The organism is Mesorhizobium jarvisii (assembly GCF_003601985.1).
GTDB lineage: Bacteria > Pseudomonadota > Alphaproteobacteria > Rhizobiales > Rhizobiaceae > Mesorhizobium > Mesorhizobium jarvisii.
Genome location: NZ_QZXA01000002.1, coordinates 655,250 through 674,046, shown reverse-complemented (window position 1 = coordinate 674,046; position 18,797 = coordinate 655,250). Strand labels below are relative to the sequence as shown.

20 protein-coding genes, 1 tRNA gene and 1 pseudogene are annotated in these 18,797 nt (G+C 60.0%); 10 read left to right on the top strand and 12 right to left on the bottom strand.

The window, feature by feature from the left end; translation table 11 throughout:
* Positions 1–10: 10 nt before the first annotated feature.
* Both D3242_RS06990 and D3242_RS06985 read right to left on the bottom strand, forming a co-directional pair.
* A complete protein-coding gene (locus tag D3242_RS06990; RefSeq protein ID WP_019858471.1) occupies positions 11–1,228 on the bottom strand; it encodes an LL-diaminopimelate aminotransferase in 1,218 nt (405 codons plus the stop codon).
* Between the two features lie 46 nt (positions 1,229–1,274).
* Positions 1,275–1,781 (bottom strand): hypothetical protein, encoded by a 507-nt coding sequence (locus D3242_RS06985; protein ID WP_038652827.1) that lies wholly within the window; start codon positions 1,779–1,781, stop codon positions 1,275–1,277.
* Here D3242_RS06985 and D3242_RS06980 point away from each other — a divergent pair.
* From D3242_RS06980 to D3242_RS06970, 3 genes are all read left to right on the top strand, one after another.
* The gene (locus D3242_RS06980; RefSeq protein ID WP_064984205.1) at positions 1,769–3,604 is read left to right on the top strand and encodes a PHA/PHB synthase family protein; all 1,836 of its coding nucleotides are present in this window, start codon (positions 1,769–1,771) and stop codon (positions 3,602–3,604) included. The two genes, D3242_RS06985 and D3242_RS06980, sit on opposite strands and share 13 nt — an antisense overlap.
* 216 nt (positions 3,605–3,820) lie before the next feature.
* A complete protein-coding gene (locus tag D3242_RS06975) occupies positions 3,821–5,077 on the top strand; it encodes a YcbK family protein (RefSeq protein WP_064984204.1) in 1,257 nt (418 codons plus the stop codon).
* Positions 5,078–5,400: 323 nt separating this feature from the next.
* A tRNA-Glu gene (locus D3242_RS06970) sits at positions 5,401–5,475 on the top strand.
* Between the two features lie 378 nt (positions 5,476–5,853).
* On the opposite strand, the gene D3242_RS06965 is transcribed toward D3242_RS06970, so the two are convergent.
* On the bottom strand, positions 5,854–6,225 hold the full coding sequence (locus tag D3242_RS06965; RefSeq protein ID WP_223217724.1) for a YybH family protein: 372 nt from the start codon (positions 6,223–6,225) through the stop codon (positions 5,854–5,856).
* Positions 6,226–7,336: 1,111 nt separating this feature from the next.
* Here D3242_RS06965 and D3242_RS33460 point away from each other — a divergent pair.
* Together D3242_RS33460 and D3242_RS06960 are read left to right on the top strand one after the other, a co-directional pair.
* Complete coding sequence (locus D3242_RS33460; protein ID WP_019858475.1) at positions 7,337–7,510, top strand: hypothetical protein; 174 nt, start codon at positions 7,337–7,339, stop codon at positions 7,508–7,510.
* A 74-nt stretch (positions 7,511–7,584) separates the two neighbouring features.
* Entirely contained in the window at positions 7,585–8,121 is a 537-nt protein-coding gene (locus D3242_RS06960) for a DnaJ domain-containing protein (protein WP_019858477.1), read from the top strand.
* 31 nt (positions 8,122–8,152) lie between these two features.
* On the opposite strand, the gene D3242_RS06955 is transcribed toward D3242_RS06960, so the two are convergent.
* The 7 genes from D3242_RS06955 to D3242_RS06925 all read right to left on the bottom strand — a co-directional run bounded on the left by D3242_RS06955 (position 8,153) and on the right by D3242_RS06925 (position 12,558).
* Entirely contained in the window at positions 8,153–8,506 is a 354-nt protein-coding gene (locus D3242_RS06955; protein WP_223217723.1) for a TadE family protein, read from the bottom strand.
* 166 nt (positions 8,507–8,672) lie between these two features.
* Complete coding sequence (locus D3242_RS06950; protein ID WP_019858479.1) at positions 8,673–9,113, bottom strand: TadE/TadG family type IV pilus assembly protein; 441 nt, start codon at positions 9,111–9,113, stop codon at positions 8,673–8,675.
* A 5-nt stretch (positions 9,114–9,118) separates the two neighbouring features.
* Positions 9,119–10,345: a pilus assembly protein TadG-related protein gene (locus tag D3242_RS06945; protein WP_064984200.1), complete on the bottom strand. Its 1,227-nt coding sequence runs from the start codon at positions 10,343–10,345 to the stop codon at positions 9,119–9,121.
* A gap of 578 nt (positions 10,346–10,923) precedes the next feature.
* Positions 10,924–11,187, bottom strand: a complete 264-nt coding sequence (locus tag D3242_RS33880) for a DUF6074 family protein (RefSeq protein ID WP_038647194.1) — start codon at positions 11,185–11,187, stop codon at positions 10,924–10,926.
* 210 nt (positions 11,188–11,397) lie between these two features.
* Positions 11,398–11,694, bottom strand: coding sequence for a DUF982 domain-containing protein (locus D3242_RS06935; RefSeq protein WP_064984198.1), 297 nt, complete (start codon positions 11,692–11,694; stop codon positions 11,398–11,400).
* 184 nt (positions 11,695–11,878) lie between these two features.
* Positions 11,879–12,154 carry a hypothetical protein gene (locus D3242_RS06930; RefSeq protein WP_051726818.1) on the bottom strand — a complete coding sequence of 92 codons (276 nt, stop codon included), beginning with the start codon at positions 12,152–12,154 and terminating at the stop codon, positions 11,879–11,881.
* 74 nt (positions 12,155–12,228) lie between these two features.
* On the bottom strand, positions 12,229–12,558 hold the full coding sequence (locus tag D3242_RS06925) for a hypothetical protein (protein WP_147377455.1): 330 nt from the start codon (positions 12,556–12,558) through the stop codon (positions 12,229–12,231).
* A gap of 285 nt (positions 12,559–12,843) precedes the next feature.
* Here D3242_RS06925 and map point away from each other — a divergent pair, with 285 nt between their 5' ends.
* The 3 genes from map to D3242_RS06910 all read left to right on the top strand — a co-directional run bounded on the left by map (position 12,844) and on the right by D3242_RS06910 (position 15,773).
* Positions 12,844–13,671 carry a type I methionyl aminopeptidase gene (gene map / locus D3242_RS06920; RefSeq protein ID WP_019858485.1) on the top strand — a complete coding sequence of 276 codons (828 nt, stop codon included), beginning with the start codon at positions 12,844–12,846 and terminating at the stop codon, positions 13,669–13,671.
* Between the two features lie 57 nt (positions 13,672–13,728).
* Complete coding sequence (locus tag D3242_RS06915) at positions 13,729–14,349, top strand: JAB domain-containing protein (RefSeq protein ID WP_064984197.1); 621 nt, start codon at positions 13,729–13,731, stop codon at positions 14,347–14,349.
* 182 nt (positions 14,350–14,531) lie between these two features.
* Entirely contained in the window at positions 14,532–15,773 is a 1,242-nt protein-coding gene (locus D3242_RS06910; RefSeq protein ID WP_064984195.1) for a tyrosine-type recombinase/integrase, read from the top strand.
* Between the two features lie 597 nt (positions 15,774–16,370).
* On the opposite strand, the gene D3242_RS06905 is transcribed toward D3242_RS06910, so the two are convergent.
* Complete coding sequence (locus D3242_RS06905) at positions 16,371–17,513, bottom strand: ComEC/Rec2 family competence protein (protein WP_064984194.1); 1,143 nt, start codon at positions 17,511–17,513, stop codon at positions 16,371–16,373.
* A gap of 73 nt (positions 17,514–17,586) precedes the next feature.
* Here D3242_RS06905 and D3242_RS34350 point away from each other — a divergent pair.
* Positions 17,587–17,795 (top strand): annotated as a pseudogene (locus D3242_RS34350) (hypothetical protein); the annotation flags it as partial.
* Between the two features lie 32 nt (positions 17,796–17,827).
* On the opposite strand, the gene D3242_RS06895 reads toward D3242_RS34350, so the two are convergent.
* Entirely contained in the window at positions 17,828–18,430 is a 603-nt protein-coding gene (locus D3242_RS06895) for a hypothetical protein (protein WP_223217722.1), read from the bottom strand.
* 91 nt (positions 18,431–18,521) lie between these two features.
* Here D3242_RS06895 and D3242_RS06890 point away from each other — a divergent pair, with 91 nt between their 5' ends.
* Complete coding sequence (locus D3242_RS06890; protein WP_081296097.1) at positions 18,522–18,773, top strand: helix-turn-helix domain-containing protein; 252 nt, start codon at positions 18,522–18,524, stop codon at positions 18,771–18,773.
* The last annotated feature ends 24 nt before the right edge of the window (positions 18,774–18,797 follow it).

Genomic DNA, 18,797 nt, shown 5'->3' with positions numbered 1-18,797 from the left:
GAATTTTTGCTTACCGGTGGGCGGACAGCGGCACCACATTGTTGGGCTGCTTGGCGCTGGTCGACAGGAAGCGTTTGATGTTGCGCGCCGCCTGGCGGATCCGGTGCTCGTTCTCGACCAGCGCCAGGCGCACGAAATCGTCGCCATGTTCGCCGAAGCCGACACCGGGCGCCACCGCCACATCAGCGTGCTCGATGAGCAGCTTGGAGAATTCGAGCGAGCCCAGATGCTTGAACGGTTCGGGGATCGGCGCCCAGGCGAACATCGAGGCGGCGGGAGCTGGAATGTTCCAGCCGGCGCGCCCGAAGGAATCGACCATCACGTCGCGGCGCTTGTGGTAGACCTCGCGCACCTCGGCGATATCGGCGCCGTCGCCGTTGAGCGCATGGGCCGCCGCCACCTGGATCGGCGTGAAGGCGCCGTAGTCGAGATAGGACTTTACCCTGGTCAACGCCGAGATCAGCCGCTCATTGCCGACGGCAAAACCCATGCGCCAGCCGGGCATGGAGAACGTCTTAGACATCGAGGTGAATTCGACGCAGACATCGATGGCGCCCGGCACCTGCAGCACCGAAGGCGGCGGGTTGCCGTCGAAATAGATCTCCGAATAGGCAAGGTCGGACAGGATGATGATGTCGTTCTTCTTCGCGAACGCCACCACGTCCTTGTAGAAGTCGAGCGAAGCGACCAGCGCCGTAGGGTTCGACGGATAGTTCAGGATCAGCGCCAGCGGCTTCGGGATCGAGTGGCGAACGCCGCGCTCCAGCGCTGGAATGAAACCATCGTCCGGCTCGACCTGCAGCGAACGGATGACGCCGCCCGACATGATGAAGCCGAAGGCATGGATCGGATAGGTCGGGTTCGGGCACAGGATGACGTCGCCAGGCGCGGTGATCGCCTGCGCCATGTTGGCGAAGCCTTCCTTCGAGCCGAGCGTGGCCACCACCTGCGTGTCGGGGTTGAGCTTCACGCCGAAGCGGCGCTGATAGTAGGCGGCCTGGGCGCGGCGCAGGCCGGGAATGCCGCGCGAGGAGGAATAGCGATGCGTGCGCGGATCGCGCACCACTTCGCACAATTTGTCGACGATGGCCTTGGGCGTCGGCAGGTCCGGATTGCCCATGCCGAGGTCGATGATGTCGGCGCCGCGCGAACGGGCGCTGGCCTTGAGCCGGTTGACCTGCTCGAACACGTAAGGCGGAAGCCGGCGGACCTTGTGAAACTCTTCCATGGCAGTTCCAGACAGCAAAAGGGGCTATTGGGCGCGCGCTATATACTCATTTGCAGGTAGGGTCGAGGGCGGGATCGCATTTGCCTTCGATCTGCTTCAGCGCCTGGGGACCATGTTTCGCGGCCAGGTCCGCCAGTGCCGCCTGATTGGCGACCGCAGCGCCGCCGCTGCTTTTGGCGCCCTGCGCGGCGCCGTCAGCCTTGAGTTCGGCGAGCTTGGCGTTCGTCTCGGCTGGCGTGAGCTGCTTGTTCGCCACTTTGGGCGGGATGTTGAGGTTCGGAAAGGTGCCGGTATCCTTTGGACCTGCATTCTCGGCCATCGGCACCGGAGCGCCGGTATTCGTGCTCGAACACCCGGCGATCCCCAAAAGGACGATCGCCGCGCCGATGCGGCAAAAGCGTGCGGCATCAAAAAAAACAGTCTCGCCAATATTAATCGTCATATTGTTTCCTTGGCAGCCGAGGTAGAGCGAGATTGGACCCTGTCGGATGTCCCATGTTAATATGTCAAGAAAACGCTTCGGGAGGAACCCCGCGAACCATGTCCAAAACACCCGATTCGGGCAAAACGGAAGATGACGAGCCTTCGACCGTCGAGCAATATCTGGTGAAGGATCCGGAGCGCTTCGCGTTGAACATGGCGCGCATGATCGAGCAGGCCGGCAAGGCGGCGTCCGCCTGGGCCGAACCGCGCGAGCGCGGCGAAGTGCGCGACCACGTCGCCGAACCGGTCGTCGACATGGTCAAGACGTTTTCCAAGCTGAGCGAATACTGGCTCGCCGACCCGCAGCGCGCGCTCGAAGCGCAGACGCGGCTGTTCGCCGGCTACATGACCGTGTGGGCGAACGCCATCCAGCGCGTCAGCCCCAACGCCGAAGGCCAAGACGACGCCATCAAGCCGGAGCGCGGCGACAAGCGTTTCCAGGATCCGGAATGGGGCCGCAACGCCTTCTTCGATTTCCTCAAGCAGGCCTATCTCGTCACCTCGCGCTGGGCGTCCGAACTGGTCGAGCACGCCGAAGGTCTCGACGAGCACACCCGCCACAAGGCGAGCTTCTACGTCAAGCAGGTGTCCAATGCCATCTCGCCGTCGAATTTCATCCTGACCAACCCCGAACTTTTCCGCGAGACCGTCGCTTCCAACGGCGAGAACCTGGTGCGCGGCATGAAGATGCTGGCCGAGGACATCGCCGCCGGCAAGGGCGACCTGAAACTGCGCCAGGCCGACTATTCGCCTTTCGAGATCGGCAGGAACATCGCCACCACACCCGGCAAGGTGGTCGGCCGCAGCGATGTCGCCGAGATCATCCAGTATGATCCGGCGACCGAGACGGTGCTGAAGCGCCCGCTGCTGATCTGCCCGCCCTGGATCAACAAGTTCTACATACTTGACCTCAACCCGCAGAAATCCTTCATCCGCTGGGCCATCGAGCAGGGCCACACCGTCTTCGTGATCTCCTGGATCAATCCGGACGAGCGCCACGGCGCGAAGGGGTGGGAAGCCTATATCAGGGAAGGCCTGCAATACGCCCTCGACACGATCGCGGAGGCGACCGGCGAGCGGGATGTCAACGCGATCGGCTACTGCGTCGGCGGCACGCTGCTGGCGGCCGCGCTGGCTCTGATGGCCAGGGAAGGCGACGACCGCATCAAGTCAGCCACTTTCTTCACCACGCAGGTCGACTTCACCTATGCCGGTGACCTCAAGGTCTTCGTCGACGAGGAACAGGTCGCGGCGGTGGAGAAATCGATGAACGAGAAGGGCTATCTCGACGGCACCAAGATGGCGACCGCCTTCAACATGCTGCGCTCCGGCGACCTGATCTGGCCCTATGTCGTCAACAACTACATGCGCGGCAAGGACCCCCTGCCCTTCGACCTGCTCTACTGGAATGCCGATTCGACCCGCATGGCGGCAGCCAACCATTCCTTCTACCTGCGCAATTGCTATCTCGAGAACAACCTCTCGCGCGGCACGATGGAGCTCGCCGGGCATACGGTCTCGCTCGGCGATATCACCATTCCGATCTACAACCTCGCCTCGCGGGAAGATCACATCGCGCCGGCGCTGTCCGTCTTCCTCGGCTCGAAATATTTCGGCGGCAAGGTCGACTACGTGATGGCGGGATCGGGCCACATAGCCGGTGTCGTCAATCCGCCCGCCTCCGGCAAGTACCAGTATTGGACCGGCGGCAAACCGGAAGGCGATTTCGGCCAATGGATTGCCAAGGCCGTAGAGCATCCCGGGTCGTGGTGGCCGCACTGGCAAGGCTGGATCGAGGCCAAGGACAACACCCGCGTGCCTGCCCGCAAACCCGGCAAGCATATGAAAACCTTGGGCGATGCTCCCGGCAGCTATGTGAAGGTGCGTGTGTAACGGACTGTAATGTGTGGTGAGTTGACGGCCCGGCAAAAGCGGGCGAAATGGTGTCGTCAACCGTCAAGCAGCCATAATTCGGCAATCACTGCAAAAATACTTCCAGGCTTGCGGATTTGACACAGGTCTCGTTTCCGGATCGGAGACAAAGGTCACCTTGGACAGCGACTTCCAGTGCTGAGCCAAGGACGTACCGACCGGACATCGAGGGGGAATTTGACTTTGAAATCAGCAGGATGGAGCCTCGCAAAGGGAGAACGCAGCGCCATCTTGGCAGCGCTCTGCTCTGTGCTCCTGGCCTCCTGCACATCGGCCGGCGACCCGACAATGTCGGTCGGAATGCCCGGCTACAATGCCTCAGCCTCTGACATCAATGCGGCCGCCACCGGCAAGTCCGTCGCCACCGCCGATTCGACATCGCAGACAACGGCCATGCAAACGACCGTGATGAGCGAAGGCGATACCGCGCTCCCCGAAAAAGTCGCTTACGTACCGATGGCCAAGCCCCAAGCAGCCTTTCCGCTGATAACGCCGGCCGGCGCTGAAACGATCGCGGGACAAACGCCGCAGGCCTTGCAGCAGCCGGCCCAGACGGCGCAGCAGACCGACGCGGTCGCCCAGAAGATCGCTGCCGCCGATGCCGCGGTGACAACGCCGAAGCCAGCCGCGGCGCCGGTGATGAACAATCCGGTCTATGTGACCGCGGGTGAGGCGCCACAAGCCGAGGCGCCGAAGAAACGGGGCTTCCTGGCCTCGATGTTCGGCGCCACGCCCGCTTCGGCCACACCGGCTCCGCTCATCAACACGCGATCGGGCGAACAGCCGACCGCACAGGCCAAGCCCGCGCCCGCCGCGGCGGCAAAGCCGATCATCACTTTGGCCTCGGCCGACTCCACGGCAAAGCCGATACAGTTGGCCTCGACCGGTGACGACGCCGGTCATATCACTGGCAGCGATGCCTTGCCTGGCGTGCGCCAGACCGCCCTGTTCGAGATCAAGCGCAAATCCGGCCTCGACGACGAAAGCGACGTCGACCTCAATGAGGACGAGGGTCCAATCGGCGGCAGCTATCAGGTTGCGTCCGCCGCCGGCATGGCCCGGCTCGCGCCCAACGGCCTGCTGAAGCAGAACGAAAGCGTCGATGTCGCCTGCCTGAAGCCCTCGCTGGTGCGCGTGCTGAAGACGATCGAAGGCCATTACGGCCGCAAGATGGTGGTCACGTCTGGCTACCGCGACCCCGCCCGCAACCGCCGCGCCAACGGTGCCAAGAACTCGCTGCACATGTACTGCGCCGCCGCCGACATCCAGGTTCCCGGCGTCTCCAAATGGGAACTGGCGAACTACATCAGGACCATGCCCGGCCGCGGTGGCGTCGGCACCTATTGCCACACCGAATCGGTACACGTCGATGTCGGGCCCGAGCGCGACTGGAACTGGCGCTGCCGCCGGCGCAGCGGCGGTGACGACGGCTGAACGGCGCGATTTGACGGGCCGGAGCCTGCGGGCAGACAACATCGGTCCATTGGACAATTCTCAAAACTTTCGAGATTGGCCAAAGCGCCACTGCACCGCTGCAGCGCCCCTGAGTCGGGGCATGGGTTCTAGGGTCTGTGCCGCGTCGCTGCGCTCCTTGCTCGGCCCAGAATGACGAAACGATGGGCGTTTCCCCTGGCCGGCAAGCCGTGCAGCCATGGCGAAACCCCATCGTTTCCAAGGACTGGAAAAAAGTTGTCCAAGCCGGCACCTGACGGGTTGCCGGTTGCGCACAACGTCAGTATAAGCCGCTTCGTCTGAGCGCGCCCATCGTCTAGCGGTTAGGACACCGCCCTTTCACGGCGGTAACAGGGGTTCGATTCCCCTTGGGCGTACCAGACTTTTCAAACACTTGGCGACCTCCCCGTCCTTACTGTCCAATTTTTGGCCAATATCGCCCGGAGCCGGCCGATTCCAAGGAATCGGTCAAAATGGCAAAGCAAACAATTTCGCATGCAGGGTGGACGCCACCCATGCCGAATCCGGCATGCGTGAATGCGGCGGACTTTCAGAGACTCGCCATTCCATCACCGGACCTATCGCCGTCTGCGCCGAGCCCTTTAGCGCTTCTTCGCCTTCGGGGTGAACTCCTCGACCCGCGCCATCCTGAAGCATCGCCTGCTCCAGCGCCTGGGCTTCATCTTCATCCTATGTAGTCAGGATAGTGCACCAGTGCGCCCTGTCGAAGACGCTGGCGATCTAGGCCGGCTTGTCGGTCATTGGCCGGGATCGGTGCTGTTGAGACTGCACATGCGGATCAACCAGCCTCCGCCATCAGCGTGTCGCTCAAAGACGCTGAGTGAAGTTCCATTTCCGGTGGCCTCACCCTCCGAATAGGCCGCCAGAGACCATGCCAGGTGCCCGGAAGTCCCCGCCTCCATTATGGCTAGTGTTTTGTCGGGGGTGGCGTGTTGAGTCCAGACGCCATGCAGCGCCTCTATCGCCGCGCGGCCGCGAGCCGGCGGCGCATAGGGAGAATGCAATTCCGCATCAGGTGTGAATACCGCTGCGCAACCGGCAGCATCCCCGTCTCGATAGGCCGTAACGTAGATATCCCAAAGCTCCTGCAGTTCCTCGCGGATCGACATCATCTCCTCCCGGCTGTTCCTTCATTCGTACGCTGCAATTATATTAGCATTAGCACATATATTGACCAGCCGGCGTCGCTGTTGCTCACAAAACAGCCCGTCGGTCAGGCCCGGCGTCCTATTCACATCCCAATCTATAGGGTGCCGGGCCGCACTGCCGTGGAACCCTGGGCGCCTGTTGGCCTACACAGCCGAAGGCGCATCGTGTGTCCTTTGGAGCGCTCGGAAGTGCTCGCTGCTTGGGCGATATCAGCGGCTTCATGATGCTCTTGCGGAGTGCCTTCCGCTGCCATCAGAAAGCGCTCGACTTCAGCCTGCGATAGCTGCTTGGAGGGGATGGTTCTGGCCATTGGCGATCTCCGTTTTGAGGGGTCGCCGCAACGATAGATTATGTTCCTCGACAGGATCGAGCGCGCAAGATTCGAATGGCCGGCCGCGAGTTCATTTGCATTTTAGCTAATTGAATGTGAGATGGTCATGAAATTCCGAGCGGGGGCTCATGACTACAGACATTTTTCTGACCGCTGTCGCGGCATTCTCGATACTCGTTCCGCTGTACTTTATCCTTAGGTGAGGCGTTAAGCCGCCTAGTTGGCGTCACGAGCGCGCGTTTCCCGCTGGCGCTGTCCTACGCGGCAGAGGCTTCCCGCGCGTCCTGGCGCCCGCCTATGGCCAGTCGCTGTGTCTCCGGTTGCACCTGCAATCTGCTTGAACGCAGAAACCTCGCCGCTCCATTTGCGAAGCGGCGAGGCCTGCCCCAACCTCGCCCCAATTGCCGGTCCCAACAGCCGGCTATGCTGACAATGCAATTGTTGTGCCAGCGACAAATTGATCCATTACGGGACAGAAGAAGGACCGGTCGCCGCAAGTTACGCGGCCGCATCGTCCGGCCCGCTCGGACGCCTCCCGCTGCGCGCCAGAGTGGTCAATGCGCGCTCCTCCGCGGCGAGGCGGTAGCGCAGCACTGCCGCCTCCTGCTCCCGCTCACGCTCGAGGCGCCCTTGCTGAGTCCCAGAGTAACCGCATCAACCATCTTATTAGCATGCGCTTGTGTTCCTCATAAAGCCGGATCATTATTCAAACCATCGGGTCGCTGAAGGGGTAGAGCGCCATGGAACTGAGCAGCTATGATCCGAGCGGGAGCATTTTTGCATCACCCGCCTTCCTTAACCTCACGGCTGTTTTCATCATTCTGGCCGCCTTCGACGTTGCGCGGCTGATTGCAATGTCACGCGCGGATTCTCTCGATCGGCTTCAGTTCGCGCCAATCGAAGCCGCAAGTTGAGGACCGTTGTTTCTTGGCTTCAGCGGTCATGCTCTCGACGGTGTGCGCAATAGCGATGTTGTGGGGGCGCCATCTTGTTCGTTGACTACTACGAACTCCTGGAAATCAGCCCGAACGCCAACTCGGAAACGATAGAACGGGTATTCCGCTATTTTGCCATGCGCTACCATCCTGACAATCAGGACACCGGCGATGAATCACGGTTCAGCGAAATCCTGGAAGCCCACAATGTTCTCAAAGACCCTGTCAAGCGCGCGCGGTATGACATTCAGCACAAGGACCATTTGAATCTGCGAACGGAGTTGATTGGGGAAGCCAGCAACAACACAACCATCGAACGTGATGTGGCCATTCAGGCAAAATTGCTCTCCCTGCTCTACGTCAAACGCCGACAAGACGTAAACAATCCCGGCATTGGCGATACAGAAATCGAACGTTTGTCAGGCTGTCCACGAGAACATCTTGAGTTTCATCTCTGGTACCTGAAAGCCAAGGGCTGGATTGGAAGGATCGAGAACGGAACCTTCGCGATCACCGTGGAAGGCATCGATCGCGCCAATTCCGAACATCGCCGTGACACCACCATAAGACTGCTGGACCATGCCGGCTGAAACGCGGAAGCTCGCGTCAGCGCCGTATTGACTAACCGCCGACCAGCGGCACGGTAACAGTGGTGGCGTAGTTGATCGGAAAGGTGTCGAGGTAAGGAAAATCGACGACGAAGGCATAGGTGGCGGTCAGATGCGCCATGCGGAAACCGCCGCTTGCCGGGTCGATGGCGATCGTCACGTTCACATCCTTCAAACCCAAGGCCTGCAATTTCTGCGTGGCGATCGATTGGATGTCGGCCTGGGTCAGCGTGTTCTGAAGCTGCAGCGAGCGCGATGATGTCTCCAGCGTATAGCGAACGCTGGACACCGAATGCATCGACCAGCCCAGGGCGAAGATCCCGAACAGCAATATGATGAGGAACGGTGCGATCAGCGCGAACTCCAACCCGGATCCGCCTGATCGATCTCGCCGGAAGGCGCTTTGCCTGGCGCAATTCCAGGAAAAGTGTGAGCCGGTTGTCCCGGGAAAAGCGCGCAGCGCTGCCCCCAAGGAATCGCGACAAAACAAAGAGCTAGGGCGTTTCGCCATTTCCGCGAAGCGGTGAGACGCTCTAGCGAACACGGATCACCTCCAGATGGCCGATGACGCTGGAAGCGGAAAAGACGCCGAAGGTGAAGGGCGGCGTCCAGGTGGCCGATGCCTGGATCTGAACATAGACCGACGGCACCTTTGGTCCGCTGCACAGCGTGGAGGCGTCGACCACGGTCGTCCCGCACATATAGATCCGGCTTAGCGTGACCTGGCCGTCCGCCGGCCGTTTCTCCCAGCTCGAAATGGCAACGGCTTGCGTCGCCGTATCATTCGTCGACCCTTCCATGATCAGGTTCGCGGCGGTCTTGACGCCGGCACGCATCGACAGCGAACTCGTCACATAGGACCAGCCGTCGATGATACCGAGCAGCGCCGCGCACAGGAAGGGCAGGACCATGGCGAACTCGACCGCGGCAACGCCCGAACGGTCGCCAAGGATCGGCTTTGATCCGCGTTCCACCGGGGCTACTCGACCAGTGCCACGGACTGCCCGGCCGGAATGTCGCGCATTCCGAGGCTGGTGCAATCCTGATTGATGGTTGAACTGCCTGACCATTGTATCGTATCGGCGACGACTTGGGTGCAGCCGCCGTTGCCCGAGAAATTGCCGAGATAGCTGATCTGCTGTCTTGGGAAGTAGATGGCCCCAGTCAGCAGCGAGTCGGCTGTACCGTTGAACGTGCTGGATGCACTGCTGCCGGCCCTGTCGCCATAAAACAGAACGCCTGAATAGGCGCCCGAAGTCGGCGCACTGAGCTGCACGGAGGCGTTGCCATTCATGCTGACCGTCGAGCTGCCTGACATGAAGATAGTCACCCCGCTGCCGGTGACGGAAGCGTTGGCGTTTATCTTTAGATTGCCCTGAACGACATAGACGCCCGGCTGGAGGGTAACGCTACCGCTAAGGCTGAGTCCGCTGCAGTAGGTGCCGGGCTTCAATGTCGACTTGTTGGCATTCTGGCAAGGGTTCGAGGCGGCCGGGGTCGGCAGGTCGGCGAATGGATCGGCGACAGGCAGCGCCTGGGTGATCGGGGCCGGGCAGACGGTCGTAACCGGATTGCTGAGAGAAACGCCGCCCGCCGATATCAGGCAATCGACCTGCAGTGCTGCCGAGCCCTGGAGCTTGATGGCGTCCGAAGCGTTCGAGTTGGACATCACCACGCAGCCGGTGACCTTCACGCTGGTATTGCCGGAAAACAGCACAGCCTGCGAGGCGGTCGCATCGAGCGCGGTCATGCAGGACTTCGAGGCGTCGGTGATGAGGGCCACCGCCCTCGCCTGCTCGGGCACCTGACCTTGTGTGAAGATCGAGGTGAACATCCGGTTGAGGTTCTGAGCGACGATGACCTCGACTGCCTTCTTCGCCGTATTCGGCCCGGACGCCGGCGGCGTATTGACCACGATCGTGCCCGAGCCCAGCCCGTTTGTCGCTGCCGATTGCGTCGCGGCCGCGATGATCGTCGGCTTGTCGGAACCCGAGATCTGTTCAAGCGCGCCGGCATAGGCCGCGGCATCGGCCGTCGCCTGTAGTCTCAGGCTGTTGTAGTACCAGTAGGAGGTCTCCACGCCAAAGCCGGCCGCGCCGACGACGATCGGCAGGGTGAGGGCGAAGATGGTGGCAACATTCGCCCGTGTGCTCCGGCCTATACCGGTCGCCATGATCCGAGTTCGGGCGAAGCAATTGAAAGTCATAACTTAAATTAGAAAACATGCATATATGAAGGAACGGCTAAAAAGTTCGGTTCATTTTTGATGAGGGCTTCGATTGAGCCGTCGGCTGATCGGTGCACGCAGAGGTCGCGATAAGCAAGACACTCACGCGGCGCTGGAACGTCAGCACTGTGCGGCACCTTCCGCCCGGGCAAAAGCCTTCGAACTACATGTTGCTGGCAGGACGAATCGGAGGCGGTGGGCGATGCGCGGGCTTTTGCCGCGATTTAAGGGGAATGTCCGCCAAGGATGCGCGAATCGGCTTGATGGATAGCGATAGTGCATTGCCACGGCGCTTCAGCAGCCCGGCTGAAATCTTGGCAACGAGGTCTCGTATTTCCATGGGCGCTCCTCCCGAGCAGCCCCCGCCACCTTATTATTAGCAACGAAGCGAATCCTCCGCATTTAACTTTGATGTATCGAGGTCACGCAAATGTCGCTTCGATGTCAGCCTCATCGAACACCATCTCGCCCGTTGACGGTGACCGCGTCCTCAGCCACCCCTGCCCCCTGGACAACGAAGGCGTAGGCAGGTGCTGCCTGGAAGGAAATATCTTCTTTTAGGCGGAAAGAACTGGAGCCGACTCAGTCGCTAGTCCAGCCGAAAGCTCTCTCTGTACGGCCAGGAAAAACCTCCGCACTTCATCACTGGCGGTTGCTCTGTCCCTGCCCGACCCGACAACCAGGTCGAGCAACTCGGCTGCTTTAGCCCTCCAGAACGAGGCTGCAGGCTCGCCATGCAGATTGTCTAGCTTGGCTGCAACTTCCCTGATCAAGAACAGCTGACGGTCGATCGGGAATGCACGGACTTTTTCTGGGGACATCTTCCAAACCTGAACTGACGCAACGAATCAACCATTGCTGAACAAGCAATGGCGTAGCCGCCAAGGTGGAAACGGAAGCTTAACGCCGCTGTCGATGCATCACCGTGCGAGGAAATGCAGATGATGATCCAGGCACGAGATCACCACGCACACTCAAGCCAACTTGGTCGAGAAAACGGAGTTGGTCGATCGGAACAGGCGAAGCACCCCTCAGGCCCGCAGCAGACTTGCCTCGCCGCCACGCTTGCGCGGCGCCATCATGTCGCTGGCCATCAGTCCGGTGACACGGCAGAACGCCATGAACGTCCGGCAGGCATCCTCTGTCTTGACCACGTCCACCGTGGCGCCGAAGCAGGCATTGAAGGCTTTCTGATACACCGGTCCCTGCCGGCGCGCCGGCCAGTCCTGGAGGAAATCCAGCGCCTGCTCGACGCTGTAAATCTCCTCGACGGGCAAGCCGGGGCCTTGCGCAATGCGCACCGGCACCTCGAATTGCAATCTATCCATCCGCAATCTCCCGAACTGGCGTCGCCCAGGCAACGCCGTTCGTCGTCAAAAGTTGCTTTGCCCGCTCAGTGCCACGCAAATGTGTCGTGACTGCGGAAACGGCCGTTTTTTGCTTGCAGACAGGCCGAGGAAAGTCCTGCCGGGCACCAGCCGGTCCGGCAGAACTTTCCACTCGACGGCGCCGCTATTGATTGGCCGGGTCGGTCTCTGCATCGAAAGCCATGCGCACCACCGTCAAGAGAGCATAGGCCGACGGCAAGGCGAACAGGGCACCAAGGATGAGCGCCCCGGTTCCTGACAGATAGAGCGTCTCGGCGACCGCCCAATAGACGGTTCCGATACAAATGAAGGCCTGAACGGACAGAAAGGAAGCAGCCGAGGCCGCACGTGTCAGGCTTTTGAATGTCTTGATACGTTGTTGCATTGCAATGATCCGGAAATGGCGCGCCACGCCACCCATGCGCGGCTGAAGGCCGCCGCACGGGTCGCGACGCGAATGGCTTGGAATGGAATGAACGTGCGGTCCTGGACCGCTCAAGCCTGCGTGGAGGGCGGCGCACGCGGCTGATTGGTGCTCGCGCAGAGCGCGGACACCATGCCGGATCCGGCAACGGGTGCGGCCGGGGAAATCCGGTCCAAATAAAGGAAAACAGCTTGCGGAGCCGGCAAGGTCGGATGGAAGCCGGCGAACTTGGCCAGCACCGGCCGGGCTGTGCGAACCTCCAGCGCCTGCGCCTTGTTGGTGACACGCAGCAGCGCCGCGACCTCGCCCGACCGTTCCAGGCCAACGCTGGCGCCGGTCTGGGCCGGGTCCGCGAAAGTGGGAACATCGGGCCTGCCGAGGCACAGCATCGTCAGCAGCACCAAGCCCATCAGACATGAGCAGGCTGCCGTCAGCGAGGCTTCAAGCGATCTGGCACGCTTGGGTAATGGACGCGATCTCCAAAACATATATCCGCCCTAGCGCAGGATGGCCGGAAAGGAAAGCAACCGTGCAAAACCGATAGAAATTGCACCAACGAGACGAATATCCCGCCGGCCAAGGCCGCATCAGCCAGTTCTTCCTTGAACCTTTTGCCCTCAAGTGCCAAATCTGGCGGGATATTCACGCCAGCACTCCTGCAGCGCCCACCTTTCTATACGGACAAAATGGTCACCTATCTCGACGCCGCCACGGCCCCTCTCAGAAACACCGGCCAGATCCGCCTCTATGGCGAGGAGGGTTTTGCCGGCATGCGCAAGGCATGTGACCTCACCGCCCGTTGCCTGGACGCGCTGGTGCCGATGGTCGCGCCCGGCGTCACCACGGACGCCATCGACCGTTTCGTCTTCGAGTTCGGCATGGATCACGGCGCGCTGCCGGCGACGCTCAACTATCGCGGCTACACGAAATCGTCCTGCACCTCGATCAACCACGTCGTCTGTCACGGCATTCCCGACAACAAGCCGCTGAAGGATGGCGACATCGTCAACATCGACGTCACCTACATTCTCGATGGCTGGCATGGTGATTCCTCGCGCATGTATCCGGTCGGCACCATCAAGCGCGCGGCCGAACGCCTGCTCGAGGTCACCCATGAATGCCTGATGCGCGGGATCGCCGCCGTCAGGCCGGGTGCCCGCACCGGCGCCATCGGCGCCGCCATCCAGACTTTTGCCGAGGCGGAGCGCTGCTCGGTGGTGCGAGACTTCTGCGGCCATGGCGTCGGCCAGCTCTTCCACGACGCCCCCAACATCCTGCACTATGGCAGCGCCAATGAAGGCGTCGAGATGCGGCCCGGCATGATCTTCACCATCGAGCCAATGATCAATCTCGGCCGGCCGCATGTGAAGGTGCTGTCGGATGGCTGGACGGCGGTGACGCGGGACCGTTCGCTGTCGGCACAGTATGAGCACACGATCGGTGTGACCGACACGGGCTGCGAGATTTTCACGCTCTCGCCCAACAACCTCGACCGGCCCGGCCTGCCGGCCTGATATTTTAATACGTCGGGCGGCCGCCTTGCCCGACTGATTGGCTGGATGCGGGGGCTGATGGGGAAGGCCAGCGACGACGACGAGCGGAGTTTCTTCTCCGAAGTGCCGGTTCGGCCCGCCGCGACGGCGAAGCCCGCTCCAGCTGAAAAGCCTGGATATCTTGGCCACCGCGACCGTTTGCGCGAGCGCTTTGCCTCGGCGGGTCCAGACGCCTTGCCCGATTATGAACTTCTGGAGCTCTTGCTCTTCCGGCTGATCCCGCGCGCCGACACCAAACCGGCCGCCAAGGCATTGCTGGCGCGCTTCGGCACGCTGGCCGAAGTGCTTGGCGCGCCCGTCAACCTGCTTCAGGAGGTCAAGGGCATCGGCCCGGCGGTGGCGTTCGACCTGAAGGTTGTCGCTGCGACGGCGCAACGCATGGCGCATGGCGAAGTGCATGGCCGCGAAGTCCTTTCGTCCTGGACGCAGCTTCTCGCCTATTGCCGCTCGGCCATGGCCTTCGAGGCGCGCGAGCAGTTCCGTATCCTATTCCTCGACAAGAAGAACGCATTGATCGCCGACGAGGTGCAGCAGACCGGCACAGTCGACCACACGCCCGTCTATCCCAGGGAAGTGGTCAAGCGCGCGCTCGAACTGTCGGCCACCGCGATCATCCTAGTGCACAACCATCCCACTTGACATACAGGAGTCACGCTGGATCACGCTCAAGCACATTGAAACATCATGTTTATTCCGGCTTGCGTACTGGGTGCAGCTTTGGCAAACTGGGGGCTGTTTAAGGGGTAGCGGACGGCCTCCAGATCCCGAGCGCCGATCCCTATTTCCTCGACCGATCCCCGTTGCCGAGAAGGGAAAACGCCGTGCCGAGCATGACCGATTCCGCAATCCGGCAAGCGCTTAAGCGAGTGGAAAGCAATCAGAAGCAGGAGAACCTGGCAGATGGTGAAGGCCGCGGAACCGGCCGCCTGATCCTGGTTCTCAAGCCGATGCCTAAGCGGGTGACGGCCGACTGGATGGCGCAGCAATGGCGCGACGGAAAACGCACCAAGAAAAAGCTCGGAGCCTATCCGTCGATGTCCCTCGCCCAGGCGCGGGAGATCTTCAAGCGCGACTTCGCCGACGTCATCCAGAAGGGCCGCAGCATCAAGATCGCGACTGACGCGCGTCCCGGTACCGTTGCCGATCTCTTCGAAGGCTACGTTGCATCGCTGAAGGCAGCCGGCAAGCCGTCCTGGAAGGAGACAGAAAAAGGCCTCAACAAGATTGCCGACACGCTTGGGTGCAATCGCCTTGCTGGCGAGATCGAGTCGGAGGAAGTTGTCGAACTGATCCGGCCAATCTACGAGCGTGGCGCCCGATCGATGGCGGATCATGTGCGAGGCTACATTCATGCCGCCTACAGCTGGGGAATGAAGTCCGACAACGACTATCGCAACACCTCCCCTCGCCGCTTCCGAATTCCCTACAATCCTGCCGCGGGCATTCCTACCGAACCGAAAGTTCAAGGAACCCGGTGGCTCAGCGAAGAGGAGTTCGTGCAGCTCTATCGCTGGCTCGAATGTCCGGACACACCGGTTCATCCTTCCTATCCACGTGCAGTGCAACTTATCATGCTGACTGGCCAGCGCGTTGAAGAAATCGCTCGCCTTCATATTGACCAGTGGGATGCGAAGGAGCGGATCATTGACTGGTCGAAGACCAAGAACCTTCAGCCGCACGCCGTCCCGGTTCCATCTCTTGCGGCCGAGCTGATCGAGTCGATCAAGCCGAATGAGCACGGCTGGTACTTTCCTTCGGCGAAAGATCCATCAATCCCGGTCAGCCATGCGACGCTATACAGCTTTGTTTGGCGCCAGCGTGATCGCGGCGTTATCCCGCACGCCACAAACCGCGATCTCCGCCGGACCTTCAAGACGCTCGCCGGCAAAGCGGGCGTTTCGAAAGAAATTCGCGATCGGCTTCAGAACCATGCCCTCCAGGATGTCAGTTCAAAGAATTACGACCGCTGGAATTACATGCCAGAGAAGCGGGTCGGCATGGCAAGGTGGGATAAGTTCGTGCGAGCGATGCTGGCTCGGAAGCGGCTGGAGAAAGCAGCATGACCATGAATACAGATATTTGCGGCCGACTTTGAGGAAGTTACGCAAAAGCGGGAACACAAACCTTTCGGGCTGTCACCGCTCCTTGCATGCTACAGGCAGTTGGTTTCGACCTCCGCAGGTATCGAAGACCTATACCCCCTTACAATTTTCATCGCTTGGCCGCTCCGATAGATTTTCCATCACGAAGCAACCCCATGGAGGACCGACCATGACCCCTTTCCAACACTTCCGCCCTGCTTTGGGCTTAAGCCGACAAGCCAGAAACCAAGCCCGTGACCTGAGAACACCGCTTACCCACCACAAGCGTTCCGCTCGGCAAGAAGGGAGCGCGAGCGCGGTTTCATACCTACAGGAGATGCTTTCCTAGCCTGCCGGAAGCCAGCGGCCGCCGCATCATGGAGCCGCTAATATGTTTTCTAACATATCGCCCGCTCATCAGCACTGACAGCCTTCCGGCAAGCTGGCTGATTTGGCTATGTCACGGCTGATCAACGCAAGGAAGCCGACAGTAGCGGCAATAAGGACATACCAAATCGGCTTCAATTTAGTTCTCTAACCATGGAATTCGCGTTTCCAGATCATGTCGCAGCCGAGCCACTACATCAATGGAACTTCCCGGATGTAGGCAGGGGTCTTGTTCACCAGGTTTGTGTAGCCAGCTAGGCTGTGGGCGTTGGTCGAGGCAAGAGTTGGATGCAAATACGTCGTGTGGTTGCCTGCTGAAAAGAACGCTTTGGATGCGGCAGATGACGGGGGGACGCCGTGAGCGCTCGCTGCGTCGCCATGATGCGGCACCACTATGGCCGTGTAAGACTTGCCAGCAAGGCTGTTGACGTGGGCGTTGGCGTCGGCAACGATCTCATCGTATACGCAGTCGCCAGGCAATAACCCTAGCTCAGCGCCATCCTCAAACAGCAGGATCAGACCGTCGTTGTTCGATGTGGGATGAGCCGGAGCTGTTCTCATGATTTGCAGCTTTTGTCCCGAATATAGAGGGACGCTGACATGAGGTGCGCTCCAGCGACGTGTTCGAGATTTCACGGTCACATCGAAAAATACCAGCGGCTTCATCCCGCTCGGTACAAAGAACTCCGAAACCCTTGTCTCAATCCGTCCGTCCCAGACCAGCATTCTCCAGTGGTCGCTGTCCGCGTGCGATAGGAAAAACTTATTCGTCCTTGTGTTGAGGAGCGCCAGGAGGTCACTGACAAAGCTCGTCAGAAGATAGGCGGGTCTCTTTATCGGAGTCCCGGCACCGGCATCCGCCAGATACCCAAAGGAGGAATTGTATACGAGCGAGGCCATGCCCTGGCCGACCTCAAACCCGGACAAGGAATACGGTGTCGATGCGCCGCCTTCGAACTCGACATCTTCACTGTCGGGGAAATCTGGAAGCTGCGGCCCGCTGACAATCTCGATGTTGAGAACATTAAATTTTTCCGGCGGACCGCCCGCAAAGGCTCTGTAGACCCAGGTCTGTCCATTGTTATCGGAAGCGAGCGTCAGTTTTATCCACACTTCCCGCAGCTTTGTGCGGCAGGCGCATTCTTCATCGTTGCAAAATCCAAGAGTAGAAAGGTCGATATCGGCTTCGATGATGTACGCTTGGACTCCTTTGTCAAAAGCACTCTCAGCAAAGTCCTCCTGGCGAACCCCTGTCAGAAGAACGCATGTCGATCCCGTGCCGTAATCTGGGACTGCGGTACCGAGTTCAAGCTTGCAGTAGAGCACGAAATCCACGGATACCCCCTCCGAGCATCATGGATTTATAGTTTATTGAGTTTCGCAAATTAGTCTACGGCAGCGCGACATGTTAATGCGCGTGCACCGAGATCCGTTCGAGCCGATCATGGTGACCCTGAGGCGGATAGTCCGCTTGCGGAATATACCGCAAGATTACCGACGAGATCTTGAAGCGCATGCCAAACCAGGATCGTTGATCCGCGACCGACCGCGGAAGCCGTCCGCTCATTCCTGATGCTTCGGCTCGGATCGCATTTAGGACTTCAGCAGAAGAATGTCCCGCCAGCTTCGGGACGGCGCCGGCTTGATTTCTAAAATTCAGCCGGCTTTTCAGCCGGTTTTAGAAAAACGGATGTTTCTGCGAATGATTTCGCAGTTTGGCGCATATGTTCCGCAGCCTCTTCCGCCTCCACAAAGTCTACAAGTTGGGCCGCTTGCTGCAGATGCCTCGTTATATCAGCGCGAGTGGTCAAGCGGTCCAACTCGTATGGCTGCAAATCGCCCGCAATAGCTTTCAGATCGCGCAATACGGAAGCGATGTGTGGCCAAGGGAAATCGTTCGGATCACCGATATCCCGGTCCGCTCCGACGATCACCTCCAACTTGGCCAAGATGCCAGCTAAGGAGAGAGCTGAAACCTCTGGAAGCGCATCCTGAAGTCTGAGCGCTTCAGTCACGGCTAAGACTTCGGCCTCCCGAGCAACAGCGTACTGAACGCCCTCCGGTGCGATCTCTGGCATCGGCTGTTCTTTGATCTCGCCTCCGGTCAATGCCTGAATTCCGGTATTGCGGATAATTCTCGTCTCCAACCGCTGCTGGACCCTGCAAAGCACCAGAGACGTATGTTGGGCACGATGCCATGCCGCCCATAGGGCGAGGGCTGGGTCATGTTTAATCGCTGCTGATGGCGCCATCTTGGATTCCTCCAATTCGACATGGCTAGGTCGTATCTGAATTTAAGATAACTGGAAATCAGATATAATTGAAGCCCTCATCTGGAACTGGATGAGGCCGGTGGTGAAAACGCTCGGAACGCTACGCCACAAGTCATTGATCACGATGCTGATTGAAAAGCGTGAGGCTAGTGGGCTGACACAGACCGAGCTCGCTGAAAAGCTAGGCGAATATCAGTCGTTTGTCGCTCGACTCGAGAGCGGCCAACGCCGCGTCGACGTAGTCGAATTCATCGATCTTGCGAAAATCCTGGGGTTCGACCCTTCTGCAGCCATCAAGAGATTGGCAGCAGAACCAAACTGATTCTAGCTAAGACCGCCTGAGCCG

Bases quoted from the DNA above. Each gene is read 5' to 3' on its own strand.
- D3242_RS06890 (WP_081296097.1), top strand. From the start codon at position 18,522: ATGAGGCCGGTGGTGAAAACGCTCGGAACGCTACGCCACAAGTCATTG.
- D3242_RS06990 (WP_019858471.1), bottom strand. From the start codon at position 1,228: ATGGAAGAGTTTCACAAGGTCCGCCGGCTTCCGCCTTACGTGTTCGAG.
- D3242_RS06915 (WP_064984197.1), top strand. From the start codon at position 13,729: ATGGGGAAGGCCAGCGACGACGACGAGCGGAGTTTCTTCTCCGAAGTG.
- D3242_RS06895 (WP_223217722.1), bottom strand. From the start codon at position 18,430: ATGGCGCCATCAGCAGCGATTAAACATGACCCAGCCCTCGCCCTATGG.
- D3242_RS06935 (WP_064984198.1), bottom strand. From the start codon at position 11,694: ATGGATAGATTGCAATTCGAGGTGCCGGTGCGCATTGCGCAAGGCCCC.
- D3242_RS06965 (WP_223217724.1), bottom strand. From the start codon at position 6,225: ATGTCGATCCGCGAGGAACTGCAGGAGCTTTGGGATATCTACGTTACG.
- D3242_RS06945 (WP_064984200.1), bottom strand. From the start codon at position 10,345: ATGACTTTCAATTGCTTCGCCCGAACTCGGATCATGGCGACCGGTATA.
- map (WP_019858485.1), top strand. From the start codon at position 12,844: ATGGTCACCTATCTCGACGCCGCCACGGCCCCTCTCAGAAACACCGGC.
- D3242_RS06980 (WP_064984205.1), top strand. From the start codon at position 1,769: ATGTCCAAAACACCCGATTCGGGCAAAACGGAAGATGACGAGCCTTCG.
- D3242_RS33460 (WP_019858475.1), top strand. From the start codon at position 7,337: ATGGAACTGAGCAGCTATGATCCGAGCGGGAGCATTTTTGCATCACCC.
- D3242_RS06930 (WP_051726818.1), bottom strand. From the start codon at position 12,154: ATGGGTGGCGTGGCGCGCCATTTCCGGATCATTGCAATGCAACAACGT.
- D3242_RS33880 (WP_038647194.1), bottom strand. From the start codon at position 11,187: ATGTCCCCAGAAAAAGTCCGTGCATTCCCGATCGACCGTCAGCTGTTC.